Source organism: Hyalangium versicolor, from assembly GCF_020103695.1.
GTDB lineage: Bacteria > Myxococcota > Myxococcia > Myxococcales > Myxococcaceae > Hyalangium > Hyalangium versicolor.
On the sequence record NZ_JAHXBF010000023.1, the window covers coordinates 84,334 to 110,805 of the forward strand.

24 protein-coding genes are annotated in these 26,472 nt (G+C 68.1%); 8 read left to right on the forward strand and 16 right to left on the reverse strand.

What is annotated here, in order from left to right; translation table 11 throughout:
* Nucleotides 1-87: 87 nt before the first annotated feature.
* The 3 genes from KY501_RS38815 to KY501_RS38825 all read right to left on the reverse strand — a co-directional run bounded on the left by KY501_RS38815 (nucleotide 88) and on the right by KY501_RS38825 (nucleotide 3,998).
* Entirely contained in the window at nucleotides 88-1,545 is a 1,458-nt protein-coding gene (locus tag KY501_RS38815; RefSeq protein WP_224368935.1) for an amidase, read from the reverse strand.
* Nucleotides 1,546-1,638: 93 nt separating this feature from the next.
* Nucleotides 1,639-2,211: a type 1 glutamine amidotransferase domain-containing protein gene (locus tag KY501_RS38820; protein ID WP_224368936.1), complete on the reverse strand. Its 573-nt coding sequence runs from the start codon at nucleotides 2,209-2,211 to the stop codon at nucleotides 1,639-1,641.
* Nucleotides 2,212-2,348: 137 nt separating this feature from the next.
* On the reverse strand, nucleotides 2,349-3,998 hold the full coding sequence (locus KY501_RS38825) for a DUF255 domain-containing protein (RefSeq protein WP_224368937.1): 1,650 nt from the start codon (nucleotides 3,996-3,998) through the stop codon (nucleotides 2,349-2,351).
* Between the two features lie 112 nt (nucleotides 3,999-4,110).
* Here KY501_RS38825 and KY501_RS38830 point away from each other — a divergent pair, with 112 nt between their 5' ends.
* Complete coding sequence (locus KY501_RS38830; protein WP_224368938.1) at nucleotides 4,111-5,274, forward strand: PQQ-dependent sugar dehydrogenase; 1,164 nt, start codon at nucleotides 4,111-4,113, stop codon at nucleotides 5,272-5,274.
* A gap of 47 nt (nucleotides 5,275-5,321) precedes the next feature.
* On the opposite strand, the gene KY501_RS38835 is transcribed toward KY501_RS38830, so the two are convergent.
* Nucleotides 5,322-8,363, reverse strand: coding sequence for an Ig-like domain-containing protein (locus KY501_RS38835; RefSeq protein WP_224368939.1), 3,042 nt, complete (start codon nucleotides 8,361-8,363; stop codon nucleotides 5,322-5,324).
* A gap of 292 nt (nucleotides 8,364-8,655) precedes the next feature.
* Between KY501_RS38835 and KY501_RS38840 the strand changes: the two genes are divergently transcribed.
* The 4 genes from KY501_RS38840 to KY501_RS38860 are packed head-to-tail and all read left to right on the forward strand — an operon-like array spanning nucleotide 8,656 to nucleotide 12,451.
* Nucleotides 8,656-10,236, forward strand: coding sequence for a cation:proton antiporter (locus KY501_RS38840; protein ID WP_224369042.1), 1,581 nt, complete (start codon nucleotides 8,656-8,658; stop codon nucleotides 10,234-10,236).
* Entirely contained in the window at nucleotides 10,233-11,369 is a 1,137-nt protein-coding gene (locus tag KY501_RS53405; RefSeq protein ID WP_255637190.1) for an NAD-binding protein, read from the forward strand. The genes KY501_RS38840 and KY501_RS53405 overlap by 4 nt, the downstream gene beginning before the upstream one ends.
* A 33-nt stretch (nucleotides 11,370-11,402) precedes the next feature.
* Nucleotides 11,403-12,026 carry a glutathione S-transferase family protein gene (locus tag KY501_RS38855; RefSeq protein WP_224368940.1) on the forward strand — a complete coding sequence of 208 codons (624 nt, stop codon included), beginning with the start codon at nucleotides 11,403-11,405 and terminating at the stop codon, nucleotides 12,024-12,026.
* A 17-nt stretch (nucleotides 12,027-12,043) separates the two neighbouring features.
* A complete protein-coding gene (locus KY501_RS38860) occupies nucleotides 12,044-12,451 on the forward strand; it encodes a cupin domain-containing protein (protein ID WP_224368941.1) in 408 nt (135 codons plus the stop codon).
* 22 nt (nucleotides 12,452-12,473) lie between these two features.
* Here KY501_RS38860 and KY501_RS38865 read toward each other — a convergent pair whose 3' ends face one another.
* The 5 genes from KY501_RS38865 to KY501_RS38885 form a co-directional block, all read right to left on the reverse strand.
* On the reverse strand, nucleotides 12,474-14,417 hold the full coding sequence (locus tag KY501_RS38865) for a M56 family metallopeptidase (RefSeq protein WP_224368942.1): 1,944 nt from the start codon (nucleotides 14,415-14,417) through the stop codon (nucleotides 12,474-12,476).
* 4 nt (nucleotides 14,418-14,421) lie between these two features.
* Nucleotides 14,422-14,805, reverse strand: coding sequence for a BlaI/MecI/CopY family transcriptional regulator (locus KY501_RS38870; protein ID WP_224368943.1), 384 nt, complete (start codon nucleotides 14,803-14,805; stop codon nucleotides 14,422-14,424).
* 133 nt (nucleotides 14,806-14,938) lie between these two features.
* Entirely contained in the window at nucleotides 14,939-16,297 is a 1,359-nt protein-coding gene (locus KY501_RS38875; protein ID WP_224368944.1) for a hypothetical protein, read from the reverse strand.
* Between the two features lie 130 nt (nucleotides 16,298-16,427).
* A complete protein-coding gene (locus KY501_RS38880) occupies nucleotides 16,428-18,014 on the reverse strand; it encodes a phospholipase D-like domain-containing protein (protein ID WP_224368945.1) in 1,587 nt (528 codons plus the stop codon).
* 55 nt (nucleotides 18,015-18,069) lie between these two features.
* Entirely contained in the window at nucleotides 18,070-18,297 is a 228-nt protein-coding gene (locus KY501_RS38885; RefSeq protein ID WP_224368946.1) for a chaperonin, read from the reverse strand.
* A 422-nt stretch (nucleotides 18,298-18,719) separates the two neighbouring features.
* Here KY501_RS38885 and KY501_RS38890 point away from each other — a divergent pair, with 422 nt between their 5' ends.
* The 3 genes from KY501_RS38890 to KY501_RS38900 all read left to right on the forward strand — a co-directional run bounded on the left by KY501_RS38890 (nucleotide 18,720) and on the right by KY501_RS38900 (nucleotide 20,577).
* A complete protein-coding gene (locus KY501_RS38890) occupies nucleotides 18,720-19,253 on the forward strand; it encodes a hypothetical protein (RefSeq protein WP_224368947.1) in 534 nt (177 codons plus the stop codon).
* A gap of 92 nt (nucleotides 19,254-19,345) precedes the next feature.
* Nucleotides 19,346-20,158, forward strand: a complete 813-nt coding sequence (locus tag KY501_RS38895) for a hypothetical protein (RefSeq protein WP_224368948.1) — start codon at nucleotides 19,346-19,348, stop codon at nucleotides 20,156-20,158.
* Nucleotides 20,155-20,577: a YybH family protein gene (locus tag KY501_RS38900; protein ID WP_224368949.1), complete on the forward strand. Its 423-nt coding sequence runs from the start codon at nucleotides 20,155-20,157 to the stop codon at nucleotides 20,575-20,577. The genes KY501_RS38895 and KY501_RS38900 overlap by 4 nt, the downstream gene beginning before the upstream one ends.
* A 15-nt stretch (nucleotides 20,578-20,592) precedes the next feature.
* Here the strand turns inward: KY501_RS38900 and KY501_RS38905 are convergent, their stop codons facing one another.
* From KY501_RS38905 to KY501_RS38935, 7 genes are all read right to left on the reverse strand, one after another.
* Complete coding sequence (locus KY501_RS38905; protein WP_224368950.1) at nucleotides 20,593-21,048, reverse strand: hypothetical protein; 456 nt, start codon at nucleotides 21,046-21,048, stop codon at nucleotides 20,593-20,595.
* The gene (locus KY501_RS38910; RefSeq protein WP_224368951.1) at nucleotides 21,045-21,692 is read right to left on the reverse strand and encodes an anti-sigma factor family protein; all 648 of its coding nucleotides are present in this window, start codon (nucleotides 21,690-21,692) and stop codon (nucleotides 21,045-21,047) included. The genes KY501_RS38905 and KY501_RS38910 overlap by 4 nt, the downstream gene beginning before the upstream one ends.
* A 68-nt stretch (nucleotides 21,693-21,760) precedes the next feature.
* The gene (locus tag KY501_RS38915) at nucleotides 21,761-22,378 is read right to left on the reverse strand and encodes an RNA polymerase sigma factor (RefSeq protein WP_224368952.1); all 618 of its coding nucleotides are present in this window, start codon (nucleotides 22,376-22,378) and stop codon (nucleotides 21,761-21,763) included.
* A gap of 75 nt (nucleotides 22,379-22,453) precedes the next feature.
* Nucleotides 22,454-23,896: a hypothetical protein gene (locus tag KY501_RS38920; protein ID WP_224368953.1), complete on the reverse strand. Its 1,443-nt coding sequence runs from the start codon at nucleotides 23,894-23,896 to the stop codon at nucleotides 22,454-22,456.
* 222 nt (nucleotides 23,897-24,118) lie between these two features.
* Nucleotides 24,119-24,745: a hypothetical protein gene (locus tag KY501_RS38925; protein WP_309243034.1), complete on the reverse strand. Its 627-nt coding sequence runs from the start codon at nucleotides 24,743-24,745 to the stop codon at nucleotides 24,119-24,121.
* 6 nt (nucleotides 24,746-24,751) lie between these two features.
* Complete coding sequence (gene hemF, locus KY501_RS38930; protein WP_224368954.1) at nucleotides 24,752-25,663, reverse strand: oxygen-dependent coproporphyrinogen oxidase; 912 nt, start codon at nucleotides 25,661-25,663, stop codon at nucleotides 24,752-24,754.
* Nucleotides 25,660-26,415 carry a hypothetical protein gene (locus KY501_RS38935; protein ID WP_224368955.1) on the reverse strand — a complete coding sequence of 252 codons (756 nt, stop codon included), beginning with the start codon at nucleotides 26,413-26,415 and terminating at the stop codon, nucleotides 25,660-25,662. Before KY501_RS38935 ends, hemF begins: the two co-directional genes overlap by 4 nt.
* Between the last annotated feature and the right edge of the window lie 57 nt (nucleotides 26,416-26,472).

The following is a 26,472-nucleotide window of genomic DNA, read 5'->3' on the forward strand; positions in this document are numbered from 1 at the left end:
TTCACGCGAGGCGACAGCGGGATGATCTCCGCGGCCGCGTAGTCCCTCCCCCTCCACCGGCAGGCGCCTACGCGCTCCGGGCCACCGTCACGCGGCCTTCCCGTGAATGGTGGTGATGTGGATTGACGGCGTCCGGTGAGCCCAGGGCCGGGCCCGCTCGAGCTGCCCCGCGAGCCGGAAAAGCGTCGCCTCGTCTCCCCACCGTCCCGCGAACTGGACCCCGATGGGCATGCCCTGCGCGTTCCAGTGCAGCGGCATGTTCATCGCCGGCTGACCGGTCACGTTGAACGGGGCCGTGAAAGGGCAGACCGAGAAGACGTGCCGCATCCACTCGCGATTCGTCCTTCGCGCGTTCGCATCCAGCACCCCGAGCCGGTAGGGCGGGACGGGAAGGGTAGGAGTGAGCAGCACGTCGTAGTCCACGAAGAAGCGACCCATCGCGCGCGAGAGGTGGTTCATGATCGCCAGCCCTCGCTGCAGCTCCGTCGCCTTCATCACCAGGCCCTCTTCGACGGCGGCCCAGGTGCTGGACTCGACCAGCTCCGGCCCCACCTTGCGCCCCATGGCGCTCGCGAGCCCCTGCACCCAGCCGGCCAGCCCCGCGCTCCAGATGATCACCAGGCAGTCCTCCAAGGCCTGGGCGTCGTACTGGGGCACAGCCTCGACGAGCTCGTGGCCCAACCCGGCGCAGAGCTTCGCCACGTCCTCCACCGCGGCGACGCACTCGGGGCTCGCCAGCCCCGCGGTGGGCGAGGCGCGAGAGAAGGCGATGCGCAGCCGGCCGGGCTCACGCTTCACCTCCTCCAGGAAGGGCCGCGCAGGCGCGTCAACGGCGTACGGGTCCCCCACGTCCGGTCCCTGCGTGGCATCCAACATGGCCGCGCTGTCTCGCACCGTGCGAGACACGATGTGCTCGATGCCGTGCCCGCTCAGGGCCTCCGCCATGTCAGGCCCGATGGGCGTGCGCCCTCGCGTGGGCTTCAAGCCGAACAGTCCACACATGGCCGAGGGGATACGGATGGAGCCACCCCCATCATTGGCATGGGCCAGGGGTACGATGCCCGCCGCCACGGCCGCCGCTGAGCCTCCACTCGAGCCTCCCGGGCTGAACTCCGGGTTCCACGGGTTGCGCGTGGGGCCGTGCAGCACGGGCTCCGTGGTGGCGTTGAAGCCCATCTCCGGCGTGTTCGTCCGGGCGAGCGGGACGAGCCCCGCCTGCCGGAAGCGGATCATCAGCGTGCTGTCATGCGGAAACACCGAGCCCTTGAACAGACGCGAGCCCAGATCCGTGGGGATACCCGCCGCGTGCATCACCAGGTCCTTGAAGAGGAACGGGACGCCCTTGAAGGGCCCCTCGGGGAGCCCTCGCGCCAGCGTGCTCCGAGCTTCGTCCTCCACCAGGCCGATGACGGCGTTGAGCTTCGGGTTCAGTGCCTCGATGGCCTTCAGCGCCGTCTGAAGGAGCTCCTCCGGCTTCACCTCGCGGCGCCGGACGAGCTCCGCCAGACCGAGACCATCGAACTTCGCGTATTCCGTGGGCTGCACAGGGCACTCCTCTCGCTAACTCGACGATGGAGCTCCATCATCGAGCTTTTGCGCGAAAGAGGCACCCAGGCCCCCTGTGAAACCTGGCCTGCGCTAGTGAATGGACGGCAGATCCGCTTCGGCCCCCATCCCCATGCCCAGGCGCGGCGCGATGCCCTCGTCGATCTGCCGCAGCAGCGCTTCGCAGAAGGCCTGAAGATCATCCGGCTTGCGCGAGGTGATCAGATTGCCATCCTCGACCACCTCGCGGTCCACCCAGCGGGCTCCCGCGTTGATCAAGTCCGTCTTGATGGAGGGCCAGGAGGTGAGCATCCGCCCATCGGCGATGTCGGCCTCGGCCAGCATCCAGCCCGCGTGGCAGATGGCGGCGACCGGCTTCTCCTGCTCGAAGAAGGCCCGGACCATGTCCACCATGTCACGATCCATCCTCAGATGATCCGGCGAATAGCCGCCCGGGATGACCAGCGCGTCGAACTCGTCCGCGGAGACGTCCTTCACGGAGACCTCGGCCTGGATGGTCTCGTTGCCCTTCTTGCCCTTGAGCTCCTTGCCGGCCTCGAGGCCCACGATGACGGCCTCGTGGCCTGCCTGCTTCACCTGATCGTACGGGACGCGGAACTCCGAGTCCTCGAAGTCCGAGTCCACGATGAACATGATTCGAGCCATCGCACTGCTCCTTGCAAAAAGGGGGACTGCTGCCCAGTGCAAGGTGCCCACGCGACGCGCCGTGACAACGGGAGTGCTCGGGATGGAGAGCAACGCCCTGCCCCCCTGTCCGCTCCACTTCCAGGCGAAGAGCAGCCTCAGTGCGCCGAGGCCGTGGCGGCAGGCGCCGGCCAGGGGATGACGCCCAGATCGTCCGCCGCGAGCAGGTACTCGCCCACCATGCGCCCCTGCGCGGCGATGCCTCGGGCCGTGGAGATGCCCGCGAGCACCTCGCGCCCGCGCTCCCGCCATGGCTCCTGTCCCGTCAGCGCATGGAGCGCCGCCAGGAAGCGCGCCGCCATCACGTTCTGATCGAAGGGCCGCTCCCGCCTCGCGAAGACGCCCACCGCATCCGGGTCCCGCGTCGTCTCGAAGAGCGCCCCACCCTCGGGAGCTCCGAAGTCCTGGAGGAGCCTCTCCCCGATGCGCACAGCCACCTCCCGGTAGCGAGCCTCTCCTGTCCACCGGGCGAGCAGCGCGAAGGCCCGCCCCAGCGCCGCCGCGTCTCCCAGGTAGCGCGAGCCGGAGCGGTGCGAGGCCTCGCGCCACACCGTGCCCTCTTCTCGCACGTGGCTGCCGAGCAGCACGTCAGCAGCCTTTCGGGCCCGAGCAAGGGACTCGGGCTCGCCGGTCACCTCATGGAGCGCCAGCAGCGCGGCGATCGCCAGCCCGTTCTCCTGGGCATAGACGTGGGTGTCCACCCAGGGCATCCCGAGCGCCCGCCGGCCCGCATCATCCTTCACGTAGTACACGTGGCCATCGACGAAGGGGATGCTCCGATCATGGGCTCCCACGTCGGCATCCTGGTTCGTATAGAAGGTGCCATCCGGCGCACCGAGAAACGTCTCCATGTAGCGCGAGAGGGCTAGGGCCTCGGAGAGAATCCGAGGCTCCTTCGTGAGCACCCAGGCGCGGGAGTAGGCCTCCAGGTTGGACGCCTGAAGCGTCATGAGCTTCTCGAAGTGCTGCGCGTTCCAGTGACTCGCCGCGGAGTACTGGTAGACGCCTCCCCAGATGGGATCGTGGATGGGCTGCTGGTGGGCCAGCGTGAAGATCACCCGCTCCCGCGCCGCCTGGTCCCCTCGCGCCGCGCGGCGCACCTCGAACTCCAGGTTCTCTCCAATGGGGACCTTCTGGAACGAGCCCCAGTTCCCCTCCCGCGCGTCATAGGTCGCGTCCATGCGCTGCAGCACGGAGGCAGCGACCCAGGGCAGCATGGCCGGTGTGGCGGGCGGATCCACCACCAGCGAGGCCTCCTGCTGTTTCTCCCGCGCCAGCGCCTCGACGCGCCGGAGCAACTCGAGGAAGCGGTCCGGCGCGAGGTAGCCCCGGTACTTGCCCACCTCCTCGGCGTCGGGGCTCAAGAGGATGGTGGCGGGCCAGCCGTACTCCGACCAGCGCTCCTCCAGATCCGGCCGCGCATCCACGTCCACGCGGATCGCCACGAACCGCTCGTGCAGGAGCCGGCCGACCTCGGGATCCCGGTAGGTCGTCTCGTCCATCACGTGGCACCAGTGGCACCACTCGGCGGCCCCGTCGATGAGCAGGTAGCGGCCCTCACGCTTCGCCCGAGCGAAGGCCTCGGGCCCCCACTCCTCCCAGGTGAAGGCTTGGGCCAGCCCCCGCTCACGGGCTCGGACGATATCCACCTCGGGAGGAGTCCCCGGGCGAACCAGCCCCCCCGGACCGGTGGCCGGGCGGCAGGAGGCCCCCAGCAACAGCAGGATCGAAAGAAGACGGATGCTCACACGCGTACCCTACGCGAGAGACGCTCGTTCGGTTTCATCGCGGCGTTCTTCGCCTGACGCTCCCCTCAGCCTTCCATGGCGTGGTGCGGCGCAAGTGGGCATATGAAGGCCCATGCGCCCCGCTCACCCGCTCCTCCTGACCGCCCTCGTCGTGCTCGCCGCCGTGGCCACCAGCTGCCGGAAGAGCCAGGCGCAGGGCACCAGCCCCTCCTGCATCCTCGTGGAGGACGGCTGGGGCCCGGATGGGAATGTGCCCTTCACCGTGGACGTCGTCGCCGAGGGGCTCGAGGTGCCCTGGGGCATCGCCTTCCTGCCCGGGGGTGACGCGCTGGTCACCGAGCGCCCCGGCCGCGTGCGCCTGCTGCGCGGTGGCGTGCTGCAGCCCCAACCCGTGGCCCAGGTCCCCATCGCCGGCAGCTCCGAGGGAGGCCTGCTGGGCATCGCCGCGCATCCGGACTTCGCCCAGAACCGCCAGTTCTACGTGTACGTGACGACGGAGGCAGCCGGACGCACCGAGAACCGCGTGGAGCGCTGGACGCTCTCCGAGGACCACGCCTCGGCCACCTTCGAGCGCGTCATCATCGACGGCATCCCCATCGCCCAGTACCACGACGGCGGCCGGATCCGCTTCGGGCCGGATGGCATGCTCTACGTGGGCACCGGAGACGCACGAGAGCCGGACCATGCGCAGGATGCGAAGAGCCCCTCGGGCAAGCTGCTGCGCCTCACTCCGGAGGGACAAGTGCCCTCGGACAACCCTTTCCCCGGCTCGCCCGTGTTCCTCCTGGGCATCCGCAACCTCCAGGGCTGGGACTGGAAGGACCGGGAGACGCTCTATGTCACCGACCACGGCCCCAGCGGCGAGCTCATGCGCAGGGGACATGACGAGATCAACGTGGCCCGCGCGGGCGAGAACCTGGGCTGGCCGGACATCTATAGCTGCGAGACGAAGAGCGGCCAGGTGTCTCCGTCGCTCACATTCAAGGACGCCATGCCGCCCGGAGGGGCGTCCATCTACACCGGCGATGCCATCTCCGAGTGGAAGGGCTCACTGCTGGTGGGCACGCTGGGCTCGCGGCACCTGCACCGCGTGGTGTTCGACGCGCAGGAGCCTCGCCGGGTGGCGAAGCACGAAGTCTACCTGCGCGACACCTACGGCCGCCTGCGGGACGTCCTCATGGGCCCGGACGGGCACCTCTACGTCACCACCAGCAACTGCGACGGGCGCGGCGACTGCGGGCCGCGCAAGGATCTCATCCTCCGCCTGAAGCGCTGAGCCACCGGGTGGCCGGGGGGCATGAGTTCCCCCCGGTGGCACCCGGTTCAGCGAACCACGGTCACCTGCACGAGGCTGCTGTAGGTCGAGTTACCGGCTGGATCGACGGCGCGGACCTTCAGGGAGTTGGTCCCCACGGCATACTTGGTCGTGTTCCAGCTGAAGACATAGGGCGCTGTGGTGACGGTCCCCATCAGGGTGGTGCCGTAATAGAACTCGACCTTGGTGATGACGCCCCGGTCATCGTTCGCGGTCGCGGTGACATTCACCGTGCCGGAGACAGTCGTGCCGGCCGTGGGCGAGGTGATGGACGTCGTCGGCGCGGTGAGATCATTGTCGAAGACGACTCTCACGCCCGGCGAGGTGCCGATGTTGACCACCGCATCCCGGGCCTTCGCGGTGATGACCTTCGGGCCGTTGGTGGTGATGGTGCGCGTGTTGAGGGTGTACGAGTACGGCGCCGTGGTGTCGCTGCCCACCAGGATGGTGTCCACGTAGAACTCCACCTTGGTGACGCCCACGTTGTCGCTGGCATCAGCCGTGAGGGTCACAGTCCCGGTCAGCGTCGTCCCTTCGGCCGGAGACGTGACCGTCGCGGTGGGCGCCGTGAAGTCGTTGAAGGTCACCACCGTCCGGCTCGCGCTGCCCACGTTGCCCGCCACGTCATAGGCCTTCAGGGTGAGGGGGTGGCTGCCGTTGGCCGCAGTGCGCGTGTTCCAGGAGATGTTGTAGGGCGCCGTGGTCTTGTAGGTGACCAACGTGGCGCCGTCGTAGAGTTCCACCTTGGTGACGCCCACGTCGTCGGTGGCCGTCCCGCTGACGGTGACAGTGCCCGTGAGGGTGGCGCCCTCGGCCGGAGACGTGAAGCCCACCACGGGCGGCGACAGGTCATTGCGGAGCGTCACGTTCACCGGGGGCGAGGTGCCAACGAAGCCCGCCGAGTCATAGGCCTTCACCGTCAACACGTGGGCCCCGTTGGCCGCCGTGCGCGTGTCCCACGTGATGCTGTAGGGGGACGTCGTGTCGGTCGCCAGCAGCGTGTCTCCGTCATAGAACTCGACCCGGCTCACTCCGAAGTTGTCAGCCGCGGAGGCGGTGACTGAGACGGTCTTCGTGAGCGAGGCGCCCTCGGTGGGAGCCAGCACCGCGGCGGTGGGAGGCTGGGTGTCCTCCTCGTAGATGGTGGTGAAGACCAGATCGTCCGTGTCATCCATGCTGCCGCCCGTGCACGGGGAGGCCGTGCCTCCATACCGATAGACGGCGCGCAGGGCCTGCAGGCTCCCCTGGGGCAGGGTGATGGTGGTGGCCAGCAGGTTGGGGCCCAGATCCGCCGGGAAGAGCGTGGTGATGTGGGTCCAGACGGGATTGAGGGCATCCGGCGCGCTGTACAGCTCCAACCGCTCCTTGTTGGAGTCGAAGCCCGAGAAGACCGTGGCCTCGATACGCACCTGTTTGCCTCCCGCCATCACGGTGTTGTCGGTCCGGTAGATCTTCAGCGCGTCGAGCGAGGGATCGAACTGGTAGTCGCCAAAGTTTCCATCCGAGCAGGAGTTGTTCAACGTGTTGGGAGCGTTCGGCTCGGGGCCCAGGACTCCGCGGCCCACCAGCAGGTTTCCTGAGTCGCACTGGCTGCTCGGCTGGAGACACGCGGGGGCGTGCAGGGTCGCGTCGTAGGCCGCCCGGCCCGTGTTCTGGATGATGACGGACACGGACGCGTCCGCGCTGTTGCAGCCGCTGTCGAAGGCCCGCGCGGTAATGGTGGCCGGGCCGTTGTATGCGTCGTTGCTGTTCCAGCTGAACTCGTAGGGCGCGGTGGTGTCGGTGCCCAGCAGCTCGCCGTCGACGTAGAACTCCACTTTGGAGACCATCAGATCGTCGCTCGCGGTGGCGGAGAGCTTCACGACGCCGATGAGCGTCTCGCCGTCCACCGGGGAGGTGAGGGAGACCTGGGGCGCCACGGGATCGCTCGCGCCCATGCAGGCCGAGTGCAACAGCACGTTCGGCGAGCCCTCGGCGCCATCGAGCGCGTTGTGGGTGCCGCGAGCCGTCAGCTCATGGGCCACCTCGGCGGGCGTCGCGCTCGGGTGTCCTTCCAGATAGAGCGCGGCGGCTCCCGCGGCATGCGGCGTGGCCATGGAGGTGCCGCTGATGGCATTCGTCGCCGTGTCGCTCGTGGCCCACGCGGAGGTGATGTCCTCGCCCGGGGCGAAGAGATCCAAGCACTCGCCGGTGTTGGAGAAGAAGGACACCAGCTCGAACTCGTTCATCGAGCCCACGGTGATGGCCTCCGGGACGTGGGCGGGCGTGTTCTCGCAGGCGTCCCGCATGTCGTTGCCCGCCCCGACGACATAGGTGATGCCCGCGGCGATGGACTGGCTCACGGCCTCATCCACCGAAGGGGTGATGTCCCCCGTCAGGCTCATGTTCACCACCGCGGGCGAGAGGTGGTTGGCATTGACCCAATCGATGCCGGCGAGCACCTGCTCGTTCGTGCCGTTGCCCGCGCAGTCCAGCACCCGCACCGGGTGGATCGTCACGCCCTTGGCGACGCCCCAGGTGGTGCCTCCCGCCGTGCCCGAAACGTGCGTGCCGTGGCCGTGGCAGTCGAAGGTACCCAGCCCGTCCTCGATGGAGGAGAAGCCGTTTCCGACGCGGCCCGTGAACTCGACGTGCGTGTCACGCAGGCCCGTGTCGAGCACGTACAGGTGCACTCCGGTGCCCGTGTACTCGTAGCGGTAGAGCCGGTCCAGGTTCGCGCTCCGCTGGTCGATGCGGTCCAGGCCCCAGGCGGGGTTGGTCTGCACGCCCTGGAGGGTGAAGGTGCGCTCCTGCTCGACGTAGCGCACGCGCGGGTCCTCGCTCAGGCGCAGCGCGTCCGCCTCCGTCATGGAGGCCGAGAAGCCCTTGAGCGCGTACGAGAACACGCGCCGCACGGAGGCACCGTACTGCGTGGCCAGCCCGTCCGAAGTCTTACGGACCTCCATCGGTGAGGCCCGAGGCCCCTTCGCCTCGTCGAAGACGACGATGTAGCGGTTGGCCAGCCCGTTCGTCTTCGCGCGAAGCAGCTTGCTCCCGGATGCTGGCTTCACCTCAAGCCCTTGCTTCGGAGAGGCTTGCGCCCCTGAGGGCGGTGAGCCCTGTTCGAGGCGTTCTCCGCAAGCGGAGAGGAGGCTGCACATCCCCATCAGGATGGCGGCGGTTCGCAGCGACGTGAGCATCGGCTACCTCCGGGGGCGAGGCGTATTCAGGTGTTTCAGAGAATGATGACAGATTCACTTCCAGTGCGTACAGCCTCCCCAGGCCCGACGGTTCTCCAGATGTCGGCCTCACGTCGCACTGGGTCCAACTGGCCCCACTGCGCTAGGGTGTAGCCCCGTGGAGATGCCCCTCGTCATCGGCCTGATGGTGGTCGCCATCGTCGTGGCCATTGCCGCCAAGCGCGCGCGGATTCCCTACAACGTAGCCCTGGTGGTGGGAGGGCTCCTCATTGCCGTGAGCAACCTGCTGCCAGGGGTACCTCCGCTGAAGCCGGAGGTGGTGTTCCTGGTCTGCCTGCCGGCGCTGCTCTTCGAGGGCGGCATCACCGCGGACCTGGGCAGCGTGCGCGCCAACTCGGTGCCCATCGCCACGCTGGCCTCGCTAGGCATGGTGCTGGCCATTGGCGCCACGGGCTTTGCCCTCCACGAGTTGCTGGATCTGGCGTGGGGGCCCGCGCTGTTGCTGGGAGCCATCCTCTCGGTCACCGACACGGTCTCCATCCTCTATGCGTTCCGCCGGGCGCCGGTGCCGCAGCGGCTCAGCGGCATCATGCAGGGCGAGAGCCTCTTCAATGATGGCACCGCGCTGGTTGCGTACGCCGCCATCGCCGCGGTGGTCGCCGGAGGGCAGACGCCGTCCATGGGGCTGCTAGCGGGCCGGGTGGTGCTCGCCAGTCTGGGGGGAGCCGTCATCGGACTGGCGCTGGGGCTGGTGGCCAGCTTCGTCATCCGCCGCACCGAGGATCCGCTGGCGGAGATCATGGCGACGACGGCGCTGGCCTTCGCGTCCTTCGTCGCGGCCGAGCAGGTGCACCTGTCGGGAGCCATCGCCGCCGTCACCGCGGGCCTCACGGTGGGCCTGGCGCTGCGCAGCGTGGTGTCTCCGCAGAGCCAAGTGGCCATCTACACGTTCTGGGAGTACGCCGCCTTCGGGGTGAACACGTTCCTGTTCCTCTCGGTGGGGCTCACCACAAGGCCCGAGGTGCTGCTGCACCACCTGCCCCAGACAGGCATCGCGTTCGCGTGCGTGTTCGTGGGGCGGGCGGTGGCCATCTACGTGCCCTTCCTGCTGCTGCGCCTGGTGCGCCCGGCGGAGTCCATCCCCGTGCGCTGGCAGCACGTGTTCCTGGTGGGGAACATCAAGGGCGCGCTCTCCATCGGCCTGGTGCTAGGGTTGCCGGACAACACGCCCTCGCGCGAGTTGCTGGTGGCCACCGCGTTCGGCGTCACCTTCTTCTCGCTGGTGGGCCAGGGGCTGCTGCTGAGCAGCGCGCTGCGGCGCATGGGGTTGATCGAGCAGGATCCGGTGGCGCTCGACGTGGCGGAGCAGCAAGCGCGGCTCATCTCCAGCCGGGCGGCGCATCATGAGCTGGAGGCGCTGCACTCGCAGGGGCTGGTGCCTCGAGGGGCGTACGAGCACCTGCGCAGCAACTACCAGGTGAACATCGCGCGCGCGGAGCGGGAGCTGCGGCGGCTCAACGAGCAGCATCTGGCACAGAGCGCGCGGAGCTTGATCGCGGTGCGCCGCCGCCTCATCGACGCGGAGCGGACCGCGCTGCTGGCGGCCCGGCGCAATGGACTCATCCCGGAGAGCACCGCGGACGTGCTGCTGGCGCGGCTGGACGAGCGGACGCTGGAGCTGGAGCACGCGCTGCATGGCCGCTCGGACGGCGGAGATTCGGACGGAGGGAGGAAGCACTCATGAGGATCGTCATCGCGGGAGGAGGCCGCGTGGGCTCGGTGTTGGCGGCCCGGCTGGTGGCGGATCAACACACCGTGACGGTCATCGAACGGGATGCCGGCACCTGCACCCGGCTCTTCGAGGAGGTGGGCGTGGTGACGGTGTGTGGGGACGCCACCAACCCGCAGGCACTGGAGTCGGCGGGCATCGCCACGGCGGACGTGGCCGCGGGGGTGTTGGCGAGGGACTCGGAGAACCTGGCCTTCGCCATGCTGGTGCGCAGCATGTCTCCGGCGCGGGTGATGGTGCGCATGTTGGACACGAGCTACCGCGAGGCCTACCGGCTGTCCGGCGTGAAGGAGCTGGTCGCCGAGGCGGAGGTGGTGGTGGCGAAGATGTCCACGGCCATCGACTTCCCGGAGGTGGCGGGCTCGCTGCCGCTGGCGGGGGGCGATGCGCTGCTGTTCGAGCTGGCCATCAACCCGCGCGCGGTGGTGGCGGGCAAGACGGTGGCGCAGGTGCGGGCCATGGAGGGCTTTCCGCGCGAGAGCCTCTTCATCGGCGTGGTGGATCCGGAGGGGAGCACGGTGGTGCCGGACGGGAGCACGGTGCTGAAGGCGGGACACATGGTCATCCTCGTGTCGCGGCGCTCGCACCTGGGGCAGGTGGTGGAGTTCCTCACGCTCGAGCCGGCCACGCATGCCAGCCTGACACCGCTCACGCTGGCCCTGCGCAAGGTGGACTTCCTGGCGCCGCTGAGCGACCAGGAGCTGTCGGCGGTAGCGAAGGGGGCGGAGTTCCTGCAGCGGCCGGCGGGCTCGGAGATCTTCAAGAAGGGAGACCCGGGCGAGAGCTTCTTCGTGGTGCTGGCGGGTGAGGTGCGGATGCTGGGCGATGGGGGGCAGTTGGTGGGGACGATCACCCCCGGTGGTTTCTTCGGCGAGCTGGCGCTGCTCACGGGCGAGCCGCGCATGGCCACGGCCGTGACGGGCACCGCGTGCGAGCTGGCGTTGATTGGCCGCGAGGACTTCCGCAGTGTGGTGATGGCCAACCCGGCGGTGGCGCTGGAGATGAGCCGCATCCTCGGCCAGCGGCTCTCGCGCGTGCAGGGCGTCCCGGCTCCTTCCGTCAAGCGCAAGGGCCTCTTCGGGCGGTAATCCGGCGCGGCTTGAGGCACACTCCCTGTCCCTATGCTCAAGCTCTACCAGTTCCACCCGTCGGGAAACTGTTACAAGGTCCGGCTGCTGCTGCACCAGCTCGGCATTCCGTTCGAGACGCTCGAGACGGACATCATGGGCGGTGCCACCCGGACGTCGGAGTTCAAGGCGAAGAACCCCATCGCCCGAGTCCCCACGCTGGAGCTGGAACCGGGAGTGTTCCTCGCCGAGTCCAACGCGATCCTCTGGTACTTCGGCGAGGGAACCCCGTTCATCCCCTCGGACAAGCTGGAGCGGGCGCGGATGCTCCAGTGGATGTTCTTCGAGCAGTACAGCCACGAGCCGTACATCGCGGTGGCTCGGGCGTGGATCGTCTTCTTCGGCATTCCGGCCGGCAAGGAGCGCGAGCTCGAGGAGCGCACCCAGAAGGGCTACGCCGCCCTGGACGTCATGGAGGGCGAGCTGACGAAGCGCCCGTTCTTCGCGGGCAACCAGTACAGCCTCGCCGACATCGCGCTGTACGCGTACACGCACGTGGCCGAGGAGGGCCGGTTCGATCTGAGCCGCTACCCGGCCATCCGCGCCTGGTTCGAGAGGGTCCAGTCCCAACCGAAGCACCTGCGCATCACGGACCTGGCGCCCGCCCAGGCCCGCTAGCCACCCGGGAGGAAGCAATGCCGTTCAGTGCAGACAAGGCAGCAGGGCGTGAAGGGAAGGTGATCGTCTACACGCCGGGTCCCATCCGGGACATCTCGCGGTTCGTCTCGCTGGGAGTCCCCGAGAACCTGGGGGGAAAGACCCTGGAGGGCAAGCCGGAGATCTTCGTGCAGGTGGACTTCAAATCGGGGGGAATGACGGCGGGGCTCTTCATGGCGACCCGGGGCAAGGTCGAGGTCACCTTCCCCTTCACCGAGCACGCCACCATCCTCGAGGGCGAAGTCATCCTCACGGATGAGAGCGGCCAGACGCACACCTACCGGCCCGGGGACAGCTACTTCATCCAGCGGGGCCAGGTCGTCCTCTGGGACGTGAAGGGCGAGCGCACCATCAAGTCCTTCTTCAACATCATCGAGGGCGCGTAGCCCCCGACACAGGCTGGGCGCCTCAGGCGTCCACCGGCTCGGCGATTCCCGCCTTGATGGCCTCGTCGATGAGCACCTTGAGCTTCTTCTCGTTCTCGCGCGCGAGCTTCTCCTGCTGGTCGCCGAGCTTCTCCTGCTCATCGCCGAGCTTCTCCTGCTCATCGCCGAGCTTCTCCTGCTCCTTGCCGAGTGCTTCCATCTGGTCGCCGATGGCATCCATCTCCTTGTCCAGCGCGTCCCGGGTCTTGTCGAGCTCCTGCTCCTTCCGGTCCCGCTCCGGCCCGTCCGCCATCTGCGCGAGCTGAGAGGACTGGAGGCCCAGCTCTGCCTGCTTCACTCCCAACTGGGCCTGCTTCACGCCCAGGGCCGCCTGCTTCTGCCCGAACTCGGCCTGCCTCTTGCCCAGCTCGCCCTGCTTCTTCCCGAGATCCGACTGCTGCTGGCCCAGCTTCGTCTGCGGCTCGAAGGTGGCGCGCATCTGATCGAGGGTCTTGGCGTCGCGGATCAGATAGGCGTGGTCACCGCGCCGCACGAAGAGGACGTCCTTGCCACCGGTGCGCAACGCCTTGGCGCGGCGGATGTCCGTGGAAGTACCGGACATCATCACGTGGTCGCCGGACACCAGGACGAAGCCGTCCACGTCATCGTCATCGTCATCATCGTCCGACATGGCCAGCATCGGGGCCGAGGGCGGCACGGGAGCGATGGGAGCGATGGGAGCCACCACGGGCACCGGAGGGGCGGGCGGTGCGGGGGGCGGAGCCTTCAGAGCCGCCACGGCCAGGGCAGCCTTGGATGAGGCAAGCGGCGCAACCACGGGCGTCGCGAGCGCCGCGGGCGCGGGCGTCGCAGCGGCCTTCGGAGCGGGAGCGGGCGCGGCTACGGGAGCCGCCACTGCGGGAGCTGGAGCCGCAGGGGGCACGGGCGGCTCGCGAGCCACCACCTGGAACGGCACCAGCACCGCGAGTCCGAGGACAAGCAGGGCCGCTCGCAGCGGGGCCCGGCCTCGGGGAGTCGAGACATCAACATGCTCCAACATGGTCAACCTCCTATGCAGCGCGTGAACGTGAGCGGAAGCGCCGAGCGCCGCGGCGGTTCCATGGGAACGGGTGACACCGAAGGCGAGCAGGAGCTGCCCGTAGTCCCCGGGCTCTGCTCCAGTGAGGCGGAGGGCCTCGGCGTCACAGGCCTCCTCGCGAGCCAGCGCGTACTCTCGAGCGGCCTTGCGCACGAGCGGGTGGAAGAAGAGGAGCGTCTCCGCGACGGCCGGCACCCAGCCGAGCCACAAGTCCCGGCGCTGGAAGTGGGCCAGCTCATGCGCCAGCGCCATTTGCAGCGCATCCACCTCCAGGCGCTGAAGCGCGCGCGCGGGCAGCACCACCACGGGCGACAACAGCCCCGTCGCCAGAGGGCTCGCCACCTCCGGAGACACGAGCACCTGGGGCACTCGACGCAGCCCGGCTTCGAGGGCCAGGGCCCGGACGGTCTCCTCGACCTCGGGCTCCTCCAGCGGCAGCGCGCGGCGGCGCATGCGGCGCACCGAGGCCCAAGCCCTGAGGTGTCCTCGCAGCTGCCAGGCGATCCCCATGCCCCACACCGCGAGCAGGACCGCGATGCCCAGTTCCCGCCAGGGCATGACGGGCTCCGGAGCCACTGCGGCGCGCGGGGTCCCCAGCGTCACCACCGTCACGGGAGCCTCAGCCGGAAGCGCGGCCACCTGAGCATGAACCGGAGCCGGCGCGGGCAGCAGCGGGAGCGGCACCGGGCTGAGCAGGCCCAGGGAGAGCACGAACTTCAAGGTGACGAGCCACCACAGCCCCGCGCGCAACGCGGAGGGCATGCGAGGCACGGCGCGAGTCAGCGCCCACACGAGGACGCCCCAGAGCGCGCCCTGCCACGAGGCCTGCCACAACGCCTCGATCACCGAGAGTCCCCAGCGGAGATCCATCAGCCCTTGCGTGCCCATGCGCTCACTCCTTCCGCTGCTTCCGGGACTGCAGCCGCGCCACGACGTCCTGGAGCTGTTGCAGCTCCTCCTCTGAGACGTCCTCGGCCTCGGACAGGTAGGTGACGAACGGAGACAGAGAGCCGGCGAGCGACCGCTGGACGAAGTCGCCCACCACGTCGCGCAGCAGCTCCGACGCCGGAACGGGAGAGCTGTATTGAAAGACGCCCTCCACCTTCTTCCGGTCGAGGTGGCCCTTCTTCCGCAGCCGCTCCATCACCGTGAGGATGGTGGAGCGCGCCAGCCCGTGCGCCTCACCGTATCGCTCGGCCACCTCGCCCACGGTGACGGGGCCGTGTTCGGCCACGAACCGAAGCACCACCAGCTCTTGATCTCCCACCGTCTTCATCGCGTCCCTTCCGACTGACTACAACTGTAAGCATGAGGAAGGTACGCCTGACTACAGCTGTAGTCAAGCCGATCGCGCGTTTCTTCCGCGGGACACGGCTTGAACTCGAGACATCAGAGGGGAGGTCCGCGGCTCAGCGAGAGAAGTCCACGCCTGCGCCCGCGCCCGCGGTGTAGCCGTGAACCAGCGAGCCATCGGCCTGGGGGAAGTGGACGGTGCCGCCCGCGCCCCAGACGTAGAGCCAGTCGAGGATGCGCTGGCGGAGCTCCGCGTGCGCGGAATAGCGCGGCTGGGCGCCAATGCCCACGACGATGACACGCGCGGTGGCCAGCGTCTTGCCGCCGGGGAAGCGAAGCCCGAGGGTGAAGTCGGTGTCGGTGCGGCCGATGGTGAAGTGCTCCACGGCAGCGGTGGCCGAGGCGTTCATCTCATCGTCCGCGCCACTGCCCACGCTCAGCTTGAGCTCCGCGTAGCCGGCCAGGTTCTGGTCCATGCGCTCCTCGGCGAGCGGCGGCTCATGCAGGCCGGTGGCGGAGTAGCGGGCCAGCTCGTACGAGGGGCCGAAGAGACCGAAGCGGAAGTTGCCTCCTTCATAGCGGCCCTCGACCCGGCCGCTGATGTCCACGCGGCCCGTGTTGCCCCGGATGGAGAAGCCGCCGAAGCCGCCGATGTTGGGCGAGCCCGCATCCACCCGGGTGCCGGCGCCGCCGATGGCGAAGAACTGGAGGTGCTCGCCCTTGTAGAGCGCCGCATCTCCGCCCGCGAGCACGGCGGTGATGGCCTCGGTGCGCTCCTCGCCCACGCGCCCGAAGTCGTGCGCCACGGCGGCGATGGCATGGTAGCGGTCGTAGTGCTTGTCCTGGTCCGAGGCGAGCCGGCCAATGTCCAGCCGCACCTCGCCCGCGAAGAGCCGCGTGGCAAGCACGTCGCTGGCCATCGCCTGGACGCGGGTGGGGCCGACGTTGACGGTGAGGATGGCGCCCGCCGGGTGGTAGTTGGCCGAGAGCTGGTTGTCGTAGCGGTCCACCAGGTGGCCCTCGCCCAGCGTGAAGGCCTGGAGGGGACCGGCGCGCAGGTTGGCCACGTTGTCATCCCGGCCGATGCGCAGGTCGCGGAGGAGCTGCCCCAAGTCGCTCGGCGTGTCCCAGTCCTCGTGCCGCAGGTATCCGCCATAGTCGTCCGCGGTCTGTTTCGGCTCGGCGTCGATGAGCCGGAAGCGCAGCGGCGCCCCCAGCTCGATGCCGAAGCTCTCGCCGTGGTCGAGCCGCGCGAACGGGAAGGCCTGCGCGAAGATGTCCTGTCCTCCTCCTGGAGTCCCCGACGGCAGACTCAGCGGCCCCATCTCGAACCCCAGCTTGAAGGTGGTCTTCGATTCCTGCGCCACCGCGGGAGCCTCCTGAGAGGAGGTGACATCCTCCACGGTGGAATAACCTCCGGATGAAGAGGCCTGTTGGAGCACGGAGAGCAGGACGAGGAAGGAGGCGGCATTCATGCCGAGCCACTCTACCTATCCCTCGCGATCCGGGAAGGAACGGACGCGTGAAACACGTGTGGGTGATGCTCACCCAACGAGCGAGCAAGCAGGCGTCGCCCGCTCTCCTACCCCTACCTCGAAACCGGGCTCATGGCTCGGGCGGAGGTGCCTCCACCGGCAAGCTCGCGGGGTGGGGACGCTCGGGGAGACCCAACCACCGGGTGACGAGCCGGAAGCCAGTGGCCAGCAGTCCCTGCTCCTGGCGAAGCGACTCGAAGAGGCTCTCGTCGAGCACCGAGTCCTCGGGATCGATGATGAGCTCATCGGGCTCGAGCGGCTTGAGCAGCGGGCTCTGATCGAACAGCGTCTCCATGGGGTGGTGGCGCAGGCGGTGCTTGCCGCTCGCGGCCATCTCATCCAGGAAGGGCACGAGCCGCTGGGCGCGCACCAACTCGCGCACCACGGTGGAGCCCTGCAGCCCGAGGTGCTCCGCGAGCAGGCTCACCCGGAGCCGGCGGATGGAGCCGCGCAGTGCCTCACCCTCGGGTCCGTCCGCAGCCTCCCACGCGAGGTTCAGCTCCGAGTCCAGCCCAAAGCTCCGATTGGTGGTGTTCGCCGAGCCCAATGTGAGGAAGCGGTCGTCCACCACCATCATCTTCGAGTGGATATAGGTGTAACGCTCCTGCCCGTCATCGCCCCGTGACGCGGCGCAGTACACGCCGAGCGAGTGGCCCGTCTCGCGAGCGATGCGCTGCAAGACGCGCAGCAGCCTCACCTGGGCCACGCCCATGGCCAGCTGTTCGCGCAGCGCCTCGGGTTGGCGCGGCAGCATGAAGACGATCTGAAGCCGGCCGCGTTCCTTCTCGCGCATGCGGCGTACCAGCGCCTGGAAGATGGCCCGCGAGGAGAAGTACTGGTTCTCCACATAGATGAGGCGCTCGGCGGACGCGATGGCATCCAGGTAGAGCGCGCGGATCTCCTGGACCGAGTCCTGGAGGGGCACCAGCGTCTTGCCGAAGGTGCGGCTCACCGCCACCGGCCCTGGGGGCAGCGGTATCGTGGCCTCCACCTCGACGTCATCGCGAGACACCGGCGCCGGCAACTTCAACAGCCCGCCTCCGGAGTTGAACCAGCGCGCCTCGAAGATTTCCACCAACCTGTCCACCACCGGACCCGCCACCGCGGCGTGCACATCGTGGTAGGGCCCGTGCGGATCCCTGCCCGTGTCGCAGCGCATGGTCGAGCGCGCCGGATGGCTCCGGTCGTCCCAGCGGCAGTCGCAGATGTCCATGCCACCGGTGAAGGCCAGCTTCCCGTCGATGATCACCAGCTTCTGGTGGTGCGCGCCGGACAAGGGCGCCGTCCCATCGAAGCGGAAGAAGATCCGATCGCTGTGCCAATTGAAGAGCACCTGCTGCATCCACTCACGCTCGAGCGCGAGGAGCAGGCTGTAGTCCCACGCGAGGATGTAGACTTGAAGTTCCGGATTCTCGTCGCACAGCTGTCGCAGCAGCGGGAGCATCCGCACTTCGCCCCGCGCCTCGCGCGCGTCCTCGCCGCGCAGCAGCGCCACGTCACTGTCGAATTGCCACCCGATGATGGCGATGTACTGCCTGGCCTTGCGGGCGGCCCGGTAGAACGCCCGGTAGTAGTCCCGAGCGTCCACGAGCACACCGGCTTGATCAGCCTCAGCCTGCAGCCAGCAGTTGGATCCGGGAACGAGGATGGGTCTCACGATGTGACTCCCGGTTGTCTGCCCCCCACAGGCATCAGCTCCTCTGGAGAGCGACTCAACCGACGACGACGATGTGCTTGCCCGTGGCCAGCGTCATGGCCGGCGAGGACACCACGCGTGCCACCTTCTTCACCTCACCACCCACCGTGTCGAAGGCCGCCGCGATCAGATCGCCCAACGTCACCTGCACCTTCTGGATGGGCTTCACCACCTTCGACGTCGCCCGCGCCACCTTCGTCTGCTTCGCCTTCTTCACCTGATCACGCCGCTGAGCCTTCGCCATGGTCTCGTCTCCCTGAGGTGCTGGTTGTCCGTGCCGTGCTCGACCACCCGACCCGCCGCCGCCCTGCGCAGACTCCTAGGAGCAACCGGCATGCCGCGCGCCAACCCCTTGTTTTTCCAAGGCTCTCCACCTGCCACCGGATCAGATTCCCCCCAACAGGGCCTGTTATTTTTTCAGAAGGGGGCGAGCGGCCGGAACGAATGACTGGGTCACCTCACCCTCGGGAATGAAGGAAGGTCCACCTCTCTGCACTCTGTTACAAAGACATGTGTCGCTGCGGCGCGGCACCTGCCTCACGGTAGAACTCCTTACATCGCGGACTATTTGCTTTTGACGGCTTTAGCCGTTTCAATGGACGCAGGGGGACAAGGGTGCACGAACAGATGGACCCAAAGACGCGCCCAGTCGGGGTCGAGTCCACGATGACCAATCCGTTTCCGAACGCTGAAGTGGTGGGCCAGGCGATTCTCTCCATCGTGGGCGGGATGGAGGTGGTGCAGTCCCGGGCTTTGCGGATCCTCGCGGAGAACGGCATCACTCCCCTCAAGGCGGATTCCTGGTACCCGCTGACGAACCTCCTCAATGCATTCCGGCTCATCTTCGAGAAGATCGGCCCGAGCACCGTGAGGGCGATCGGCCGGAAGATCCCCGAGAACGCTCACTTCCCCCCGGACGTGGATAATCTCGAAAAGGGGCTGCGTTCCATCGACGTGGCCTACCACATGAATCACCGGGGGACGGATCCCATCGGCGGATACCACTACGAGCAGAGTGACCGTCGCAGCGCCAAGATGGTGTGCGACAACCCGTACCCGTGCGACCTGGACCTCGGGCTGGTGGAGGCCATCTGCGACCGGTACCGCCCGAAGGACTCATTGTGGGTGCGTATCGAGCACGATCCCCGGAGTTGCCGCCGCCGAGGTGATGCCTCGTGCACATATCTCATCACTTGGTAGGCTGTATTCATCCGCTTTGGCTTGTTTGCCTCCTCGGGTGTCTCGAAGAGCGTTACATCTGACGAAGCGCCGCGAAAAATGGGGAGGATGATATGAAGGCTGTCCTGGAGCACATCGAGGCCAAACAGGCGAATTTCGCCAAGCACCCCTTCTTCGCGGAACTCCGGCTCGATCGTCCGATTGAACAGATCGCCTCGTTCGCCCCGCGCCTGGCCTTCTGGGTGATGAGCTTCCAGGACATCCTGCGGCTCAACGAACAGATGGTGGTCGACCCGACGCTCAAGCGCATCGCCCGTCACCACCGTGACGAGGACCTGGGGCACGAGCGCTGGTTCCTCGAGGACATCGCCAAGCTGACCGGCGGGCCCCTTACCATCAGCGCCCTCTATGGTCGGGCAAGCGCCTCGACGCGAGACGCCGCGTATCAACTCATCACCGAGGTGTATCGCGCCACGGATGACCGGCTGCGCATCGTGCTCGTGCTCGTGCTGGAGTCCACCGGTCACGTCTTCTTCGGCCGCACGGCGGTGCTCACCAACGCGGCGACACAGAGCCCGCAGAAGCTGAAGTACTTCTCGGACTTCCACCTGCACATCGAGCAGGCCCACGAAGTCTTCGAGTCGGAGATCGAGCGGCAGATCCTCAGCATCCCCATGCCGCCGTCGCTCGAGGCCGAGGCCCTCTCCCTGGTGGATCGGGCCTACTCGGCCTTCGATGCCATGTTCCACGGGCTGCGAGACGAGCTGGCGCAGCGGCGCGAAAAGCCAGCGGGGGTGCAGGCTCCCGAGGCGTCGGGCCCGGTGCTGGCCGCGCCGCCTCCGGTGCTGGCCGCGGAGACGAAGGAGCAGGGCGGTGACTCGGCGGAGAAGTCCGAGGTGCCCTGGCCCGAGGTCGCCACCCTGTGACGGCGGGCGGTGAGGAGGGCGGTCCCGAGCGACGTGAGCTCGACGCCTTCGTGGAGGGCTTCATCGCCGCCTGGAACCGCCATGACGCAGCCGCCATGGCGACGCACTGGGTGGAAGACGGAGATCTCCTCAACACCCGCGGACACCATGCTCGGGGACGCGCCGCGGTGGAGCAACTGTTGGCCAGCGAGCACGCCGGCCCCATGCTGAGCACGCACACCGAGATGAAGGTGGTGAGCACCCGGACGCTGGCGCCGGGACTGGTGCTCGCGGATGCGCGGATGACGGTGGAGGGCGTGCGCATGGCCGACGGCCAGACGCGGCCCATTCCCATGCAGGTGGCCTTCGTCGCCACGCGCCGCCCCGAGGGTTGGCGCTACGTGGCGGTGCGGCCCTACGCCTTCACGGGCGGCTTCTGAGGACGCCGGCCCCGCTCACTTCGCGGGGGGAGAGAGGACGAGGACGAGCTCCCCGCCCACGTGCTTGCCGGCCTTCTGGTAGACGGAGCCCTGACGGCCCAGCTCCACGTCCACCGAGGACAGGTTCGGGATGACCACCCGCACCGTGGCGATGCCGTCCTTGAGGGCCAGCAACTGCAGCGAGGCATTGACGCCGTTGGGCAGCCGCACCTCGGTGGGCTTCTGCGCGCCGACGTCCAGCGTGTCCAGAGACAGCCGCTTGAAGGAGGTGAAGCTGAAGTTCTGCTTGCGGAACGTCTCCTTCATCTGCGCCAGCTCGGGCGGATCCACGGTGTCGCCCTTGTTGGAGGCGAGCACCACCTGGGCCTGGATCTGCACCTTCTGCTCCTGCGCCTGCGCCGCCAGGGGCGAGAGCGTCACCCCCAGCGAGAGCAGCGCAAGCAGTGCCAGCGTGTGTCTCTGCGTCCTCACAGCGAGCCTCCTTTGGGCACCTGGGTGTCGTTCGCGGCGGGCAACGGCTTGGGAGCCATGGGGTTGTCACCCTTCTCCAGCTCGTCGCTGTGGGACTCGTCGTCGGGGTTCGTGGGCGAGGCCTTGTGCATGTGCGAGTCCTCGTCCACCAGCCAGATGATGGAGTTGCCGTTGTCGGCATCCATCACCACCGGAGACACCTTGGCCGTGTCGTAGGTACGCACGGCCTGCACCGTCATGTGCTCGGCAGCGTAGCCCACGGGCGCCTTGTTGCGCATCACCAGCGGCACGGCCACCAGCATCACCACGGCCGCCGTGGCCAGCGAGGAGAGCATCGCCGTGCGCTGGTAGAGGAACATTTCCGAGAGAGAGAGCTTCAGCCGCTCCAGCAGCGGCGGCTTCTCCGGAGTGACTCGCGCCATCACCTTCTGGGCGAAGTCCTTGAAGTCCACCTCGTCCACCGCCATCTCCAGGCCCACGCGCATCAGCCCGGATTCAGCGCGGAGGTCCGCGGTGCGGCCCGTGCATTCCTTGCACGCGGAGAGATGACGCTCGACGTTCACGCGCTCGGTAGGAGACAGCTCCCCATCGATGTAGGGAGACAGGAGCGGGATGAACCGCTCGCACGCAGGATTTCCGGCCATGGCTTCACCCTGGTAGTTGGCGACTGCTCCTGTGTGACGGGACTTTCCAGCCGATATTCCAAGCCTGATCACTCACTGCCCACCCCGCTCTTCGCCTCGCCCAACTCCAGGTATTCACTGAGGATTTTCTGGACCTTGGCTCGGGCATGGAACAGGCGGCTCATGACTGTCCCCTTGGGTATGTCCAGGGTGCGGGACAGGTCCTCGTAGGACATGCCCTCCACCTCCCGGAGCAGGAGGATGGCCCGGTGCTTCTCGGGAACGGCAGCCAGGGCCTCCTGGATCTTCTCTGCCAGCTCGCGGCGCAGGGCGCTCTTCTGGGGGTTGGTGCCCAGCCGGCTGCCCAGCGCGCCGATGTTGGCCTCGGACACGTCCATGGGCACCGTCTCGTCGAACTCCACCGCTTCGCCACCCATGCCGGAGCGCTTGCGGATGATGTCGATGCAGATGTTGACGGTGATGCGGTAGAGCCACGTGTAGAACGAGGCGTCACCTTTGAAGTGGTCCAGGTACTTGTAGACCTTGACGAACGCCTCCTGGGAGACGTCCATCGCTTCCTCCTTGTCCTTGAGCATTCCGAGCGCGACGGCATACACCTTGCGCTGGTAGCGCTCGACGAGGAGCTTGAAGGCGCGTTGGTCGCCGTTGCGGACGCGCTTGACGAGGGTGAGATCGTCGGTGGCCAATGAGGGCGGCACCCTAACACAAGCCCGCGAAATCCCAAGAAGTCCGAGCAGGGCTTGGGTTCGCTGGTCGTCGGCCTAGAGGGCGACCACCAAGATGATCAAGAACATCAAGCCCACGAACGCCAGCACGGCCGTGAAGACAAGCTGGTTCCACTTCTCTTTTTCAATGGCGCTGTCATCAGGGCCATTGCGAGAGCGGTGGAGGAAGTTCCAGAGCATGTTGCTGCCGAGCCGCATGTTGCCGCTCAGCTTCTTCATGATGTCGTCGAACCGGGAGACGGGGGAGTCGTCGTCCTCCGAGCGCCGGAGCGCATCCGGATTCGCGTTCAGCATCGCCTGGCGCTGGGCCTCGGCCAGCTGGGGGTTGACGCGGATGAACTCGGACTGGCCGGGGACCCGATCCAGCGGAGCGCGCTCGATGCCCTGGGAGAAGGCGCTGTCCTTCGCCCCTTGAGACTGGCTGTTGGGATCCTCGGACCTGCGAGCTGACTCCGCGTGCTGTCCGGCCTCCGGCTTGCGGGCGCCTTCCTGAGCGGACTCGGAGAGGAGCACCTCGGGCGGGGGCTCGAAGTCGACCTGCTCCGCGCGCTCCCGGGCCTCCTCGGGGTTGGAGGACTCGAGCACCCACTGCGCCGCCTTCATCCCGTCATCGCCGGTGCGCGCGTCCCGGTACTCGCCGAACCCCTGCTCCTTGAGGGCCTTGTCGAAGATCTGCTGCCCGTTGGCGTTCGGATCCTTGCCCGCGGCGGCCTCGGCGTAGGCGGTGAAGAAGGCCCACAGGCGCAGGGCGCGATCCGACGAGGGCAGATCCCCGGGCCGGATCTGCTGGCGCAGCAGCGCCCCGTCCGAGGCGAAGCGCTTGGCCACGGCCTCCAGGTCGCCCAGCTCCCCGAGCCCCTCGGGGATGAGTTCCTCCACCGGCAGCACCGGCCCCTTCACCTCGCCCGAGCCGAGCGCGGGCCGGTTGCTCGTCGTCGGCACGGTGCCGAAGCCGTCCCGGCGCGGCGTGGGAGAGGATTCGGGAGCCTTGCCCTGCCGGCCGCCATCGGGAGCCTCGGTGCGGCCTCTCCCGCCGGTCTCGGGCATACGGACGATGCGAGTGCCGCCTCCGCGACCAATGGGAGTATCCATATCGTTGACGCTACGCCCCTCTGGCGCTTCGGGGGAAGGGTCCGGGGTCGTCGTGGACTTGCCCTCTTGGAGGGCCGGTCGCTCCCGGGTCCTGCCGCCCCGCGTCATGCCAGGAGACTCGGGGGGCAGCTCCACCTTGGGCATGACCAGCGTCTCGGGGGCGGTGGAGACCTTGCCCCCCTGAGACTGGGTGAGTGCATCCGCGAAGGATGCCGCCGGAAGCGCGGGCCGGCTTCCCGTCCCGCGAGACTGGCTGCGATCATTCAGGGCCGGGCGTTCCCCCGTGGCCAGAGAGGGGCGCTCTCCGGTTCTCAGGGCGGGGCGCTCTCCGGTCCTCAAGGCCGGGCGCTCGCCGGTTCCCAGAGCGGGGCGCTCTCCCGTCTTCAAAGCAGGACGCTCTCCGGTGCGGCCCGAGCGTCCGCCCCTGCCACCCTCCCCCTTCCCGGAAGAACCCTCAGAGTTGCCACCCTCCGAGTCGCGCTCGGTCGGGGCTCGGCCAATACGAGTGCCATCGCCGTGCCCGCGTCGTCCGCCGCCTCGGCCGATGTCACCTACGTGGCCCATCCTCCTCATTCTCGCCCACTTGGGGGGCAAGTTGCGAGCCAGGGCCTATTCGTCCTCCCGCTCCGCCTTCACCGGCGAGGTCATCCCGTTGGCGTCGAGTGTCACGCTGTAGACGGAATTCTGCCCATCTCCATCCTGATCACCTCGGGCGTAGCAGGTGACTTCGGGCTCTCCGACGGGGTTCTCCTGGACGACCACCTGGTACTGGAAGCGGACCGCCGTCCCCGGCGTGAAACCGAGCTTCTCGAAGGCCTCGTCCTTCGGGAAGGGCACCGGCTGGCCGCCCTTGGGCACCTCGCGAGGAGCCGGACCCGCTGGGAGGAAGACGCCGTTCTCGCTGCGGTACATCTGGACCGCGTCACACAAGGCGATCACGTTGATGCGCGCCTCGTCCGAGGTGGAGCCGGCCGCGCGCGCATCGGTGCGGAAGGAGGTGTTCGCGCTCTGCTCCAACTCCCGCATCCGCTTCATGTAGAAGGCAACGCCCCAGATGCCGAGAACACACGGCAATGCCAGCACCGTGAGGATCAGGATGCCCTTCCGTCCCCAGCGGCGGCGCGGAGGCTCGGGCGTCACCAGCTCGTTGCCACAGGAGCACGAAAAGCGCTCACCGGCCTTGCGGCCCGAGAGCTCATGGGTGGCGCCACAGCGCGGGCAGATGAGAGGCGGCACGGGCTCCTAGCCTCCACTGGCCCAGTCACGCGGGTTGCGGAGCACGTCGATCAACCTCGACTCGTGTGAGCCCGGCTCCGGGTGGAACTCGTAGCGCCAGCGAGCCTGGGGCGGCATGGACATGAGGATGGACTCGATGCGCCCCTTCGTCTCCAGCCCGAAGATGGTGCCTCGATCGTAGACAAGGTTGAACTCCACGTAGCGCCCGCGGCGGACCTCCTGCCAGACGCGCTGCGGTTCTCCGTAGGGCGTGTCCTTGCGCCGCTCGGCGATGGGCAGGTACGCCGGCAGGAAGGCGCGGCCCGCGTCCTTCACGAACTCGAACTCGCGCTCGAGATCTCCACCCAGATCCTCGAAGAAGAGGCCGCCCACGCCGCGCGTCTCCTCGCGGTGGCGCAAATAGAAGTACTTGTCGCAGGTGGCCTTGAAGCGCGGGTAGTAGGACGGATCGTGCTTGTCGCACGCGGCCTTCAGCGTGCGGTGGAAGTGCCCCGCGTCCTCCTCATAGAGGTAGTACGGCGTCAGGTCCGCGCCACCGCCGAACCACGCCTTCGCGCCCTGGTGGATGAAGCGGTAGTTGGCGTGCACGGTGGGCACGTACGGGTTGCGCGGATGGAGCACCAGCGAGAGCCCTCCCGCCCAGAACTGGCGCCCCTGGCCCTGCAGCTTCTTGGCGAAGGCCTCCTCCAACTCGCCGAACACCACCGAGGTGTTCACCCCCGCCTTCTCCAACACCGCGCCGTCCTCGAGCACGCGCGTGCGCCCGCCTCCCCCTCCCGGCCGATCCCACTTGTCCTCGCGGAAGCGCGCCTTGCCGTCCAGCTTCTCCAGCGCACCGCAGATGTCATCCTGGAGCTGCTGGATGAACTCCGCCATGCGCTGCTTGAGGCTGTCCACCTTCTCCACATCCAACGTCATCGACCCTCCCGGGGCGCCGCGGGCGCCTCGAAGTCCAGCGGGGGCACGGCCGGAGCCAGGTTGCCCGCCGAGTCGAACACCTCCACCCGCGCGCGGTAGCTCCTGCCATCCTCGAAACCAAACGCGCCGCTGCACGGCTCGTGGCCCAGCAGCGCCGAGCCGTTCACCACCGGAAGCACGTAGTGCTGCGCCGCGGCGCCGGGCTGCTTCCGCGTCAGCGTCACCACCATATATGTGGGGCTCTCCTCCCGCATGGACAGGGTGATGCGCACGTAGCGCGTCACCCCGTCCTCGCTGCGCAGCGAGATGCCCTCGGACACCGCGGGGCGCTTGGTCCAGATGGGCGCCGCCTTGTCGGGCCCCTTACCGGAGGTCCACTCGGGCATGGACGTGCCAGTGCCATTGAGCACCGCCACCGTCCCGGGAATCTGGTCATCCAGGCGCAGCGTATAGACCTTATCCGGCAGCAGCGGCCCGTCGGGCTTGAGGACGACAGTGACGCGGCCCAGCTCGCTGGTCCACCCGCGCTGCGCCTTCAAGCGGACCTCGTGGCCGTCGGTCTGCAGGCGCATGACCTTGCCGGGCAGATCCGCCACCAGGTTGCGTGCCGTGCCGATTCCTTCCAGCAGGATCCGGGTGTTGGTCGGAATGGTGGCGCCAGGGCGCGGGAACACCTGAACCCCGTCCCCGATACAGCGGGCCGAGGCAGCCCGAGCCAAGAGCAACACGAACAGGAGCAGGAGTCGGTACACGGCCTCCAGAGTCTGCGCCGGGCCGCGTCGCGAGGCCAGCTTTACGAGAGGCCTCAC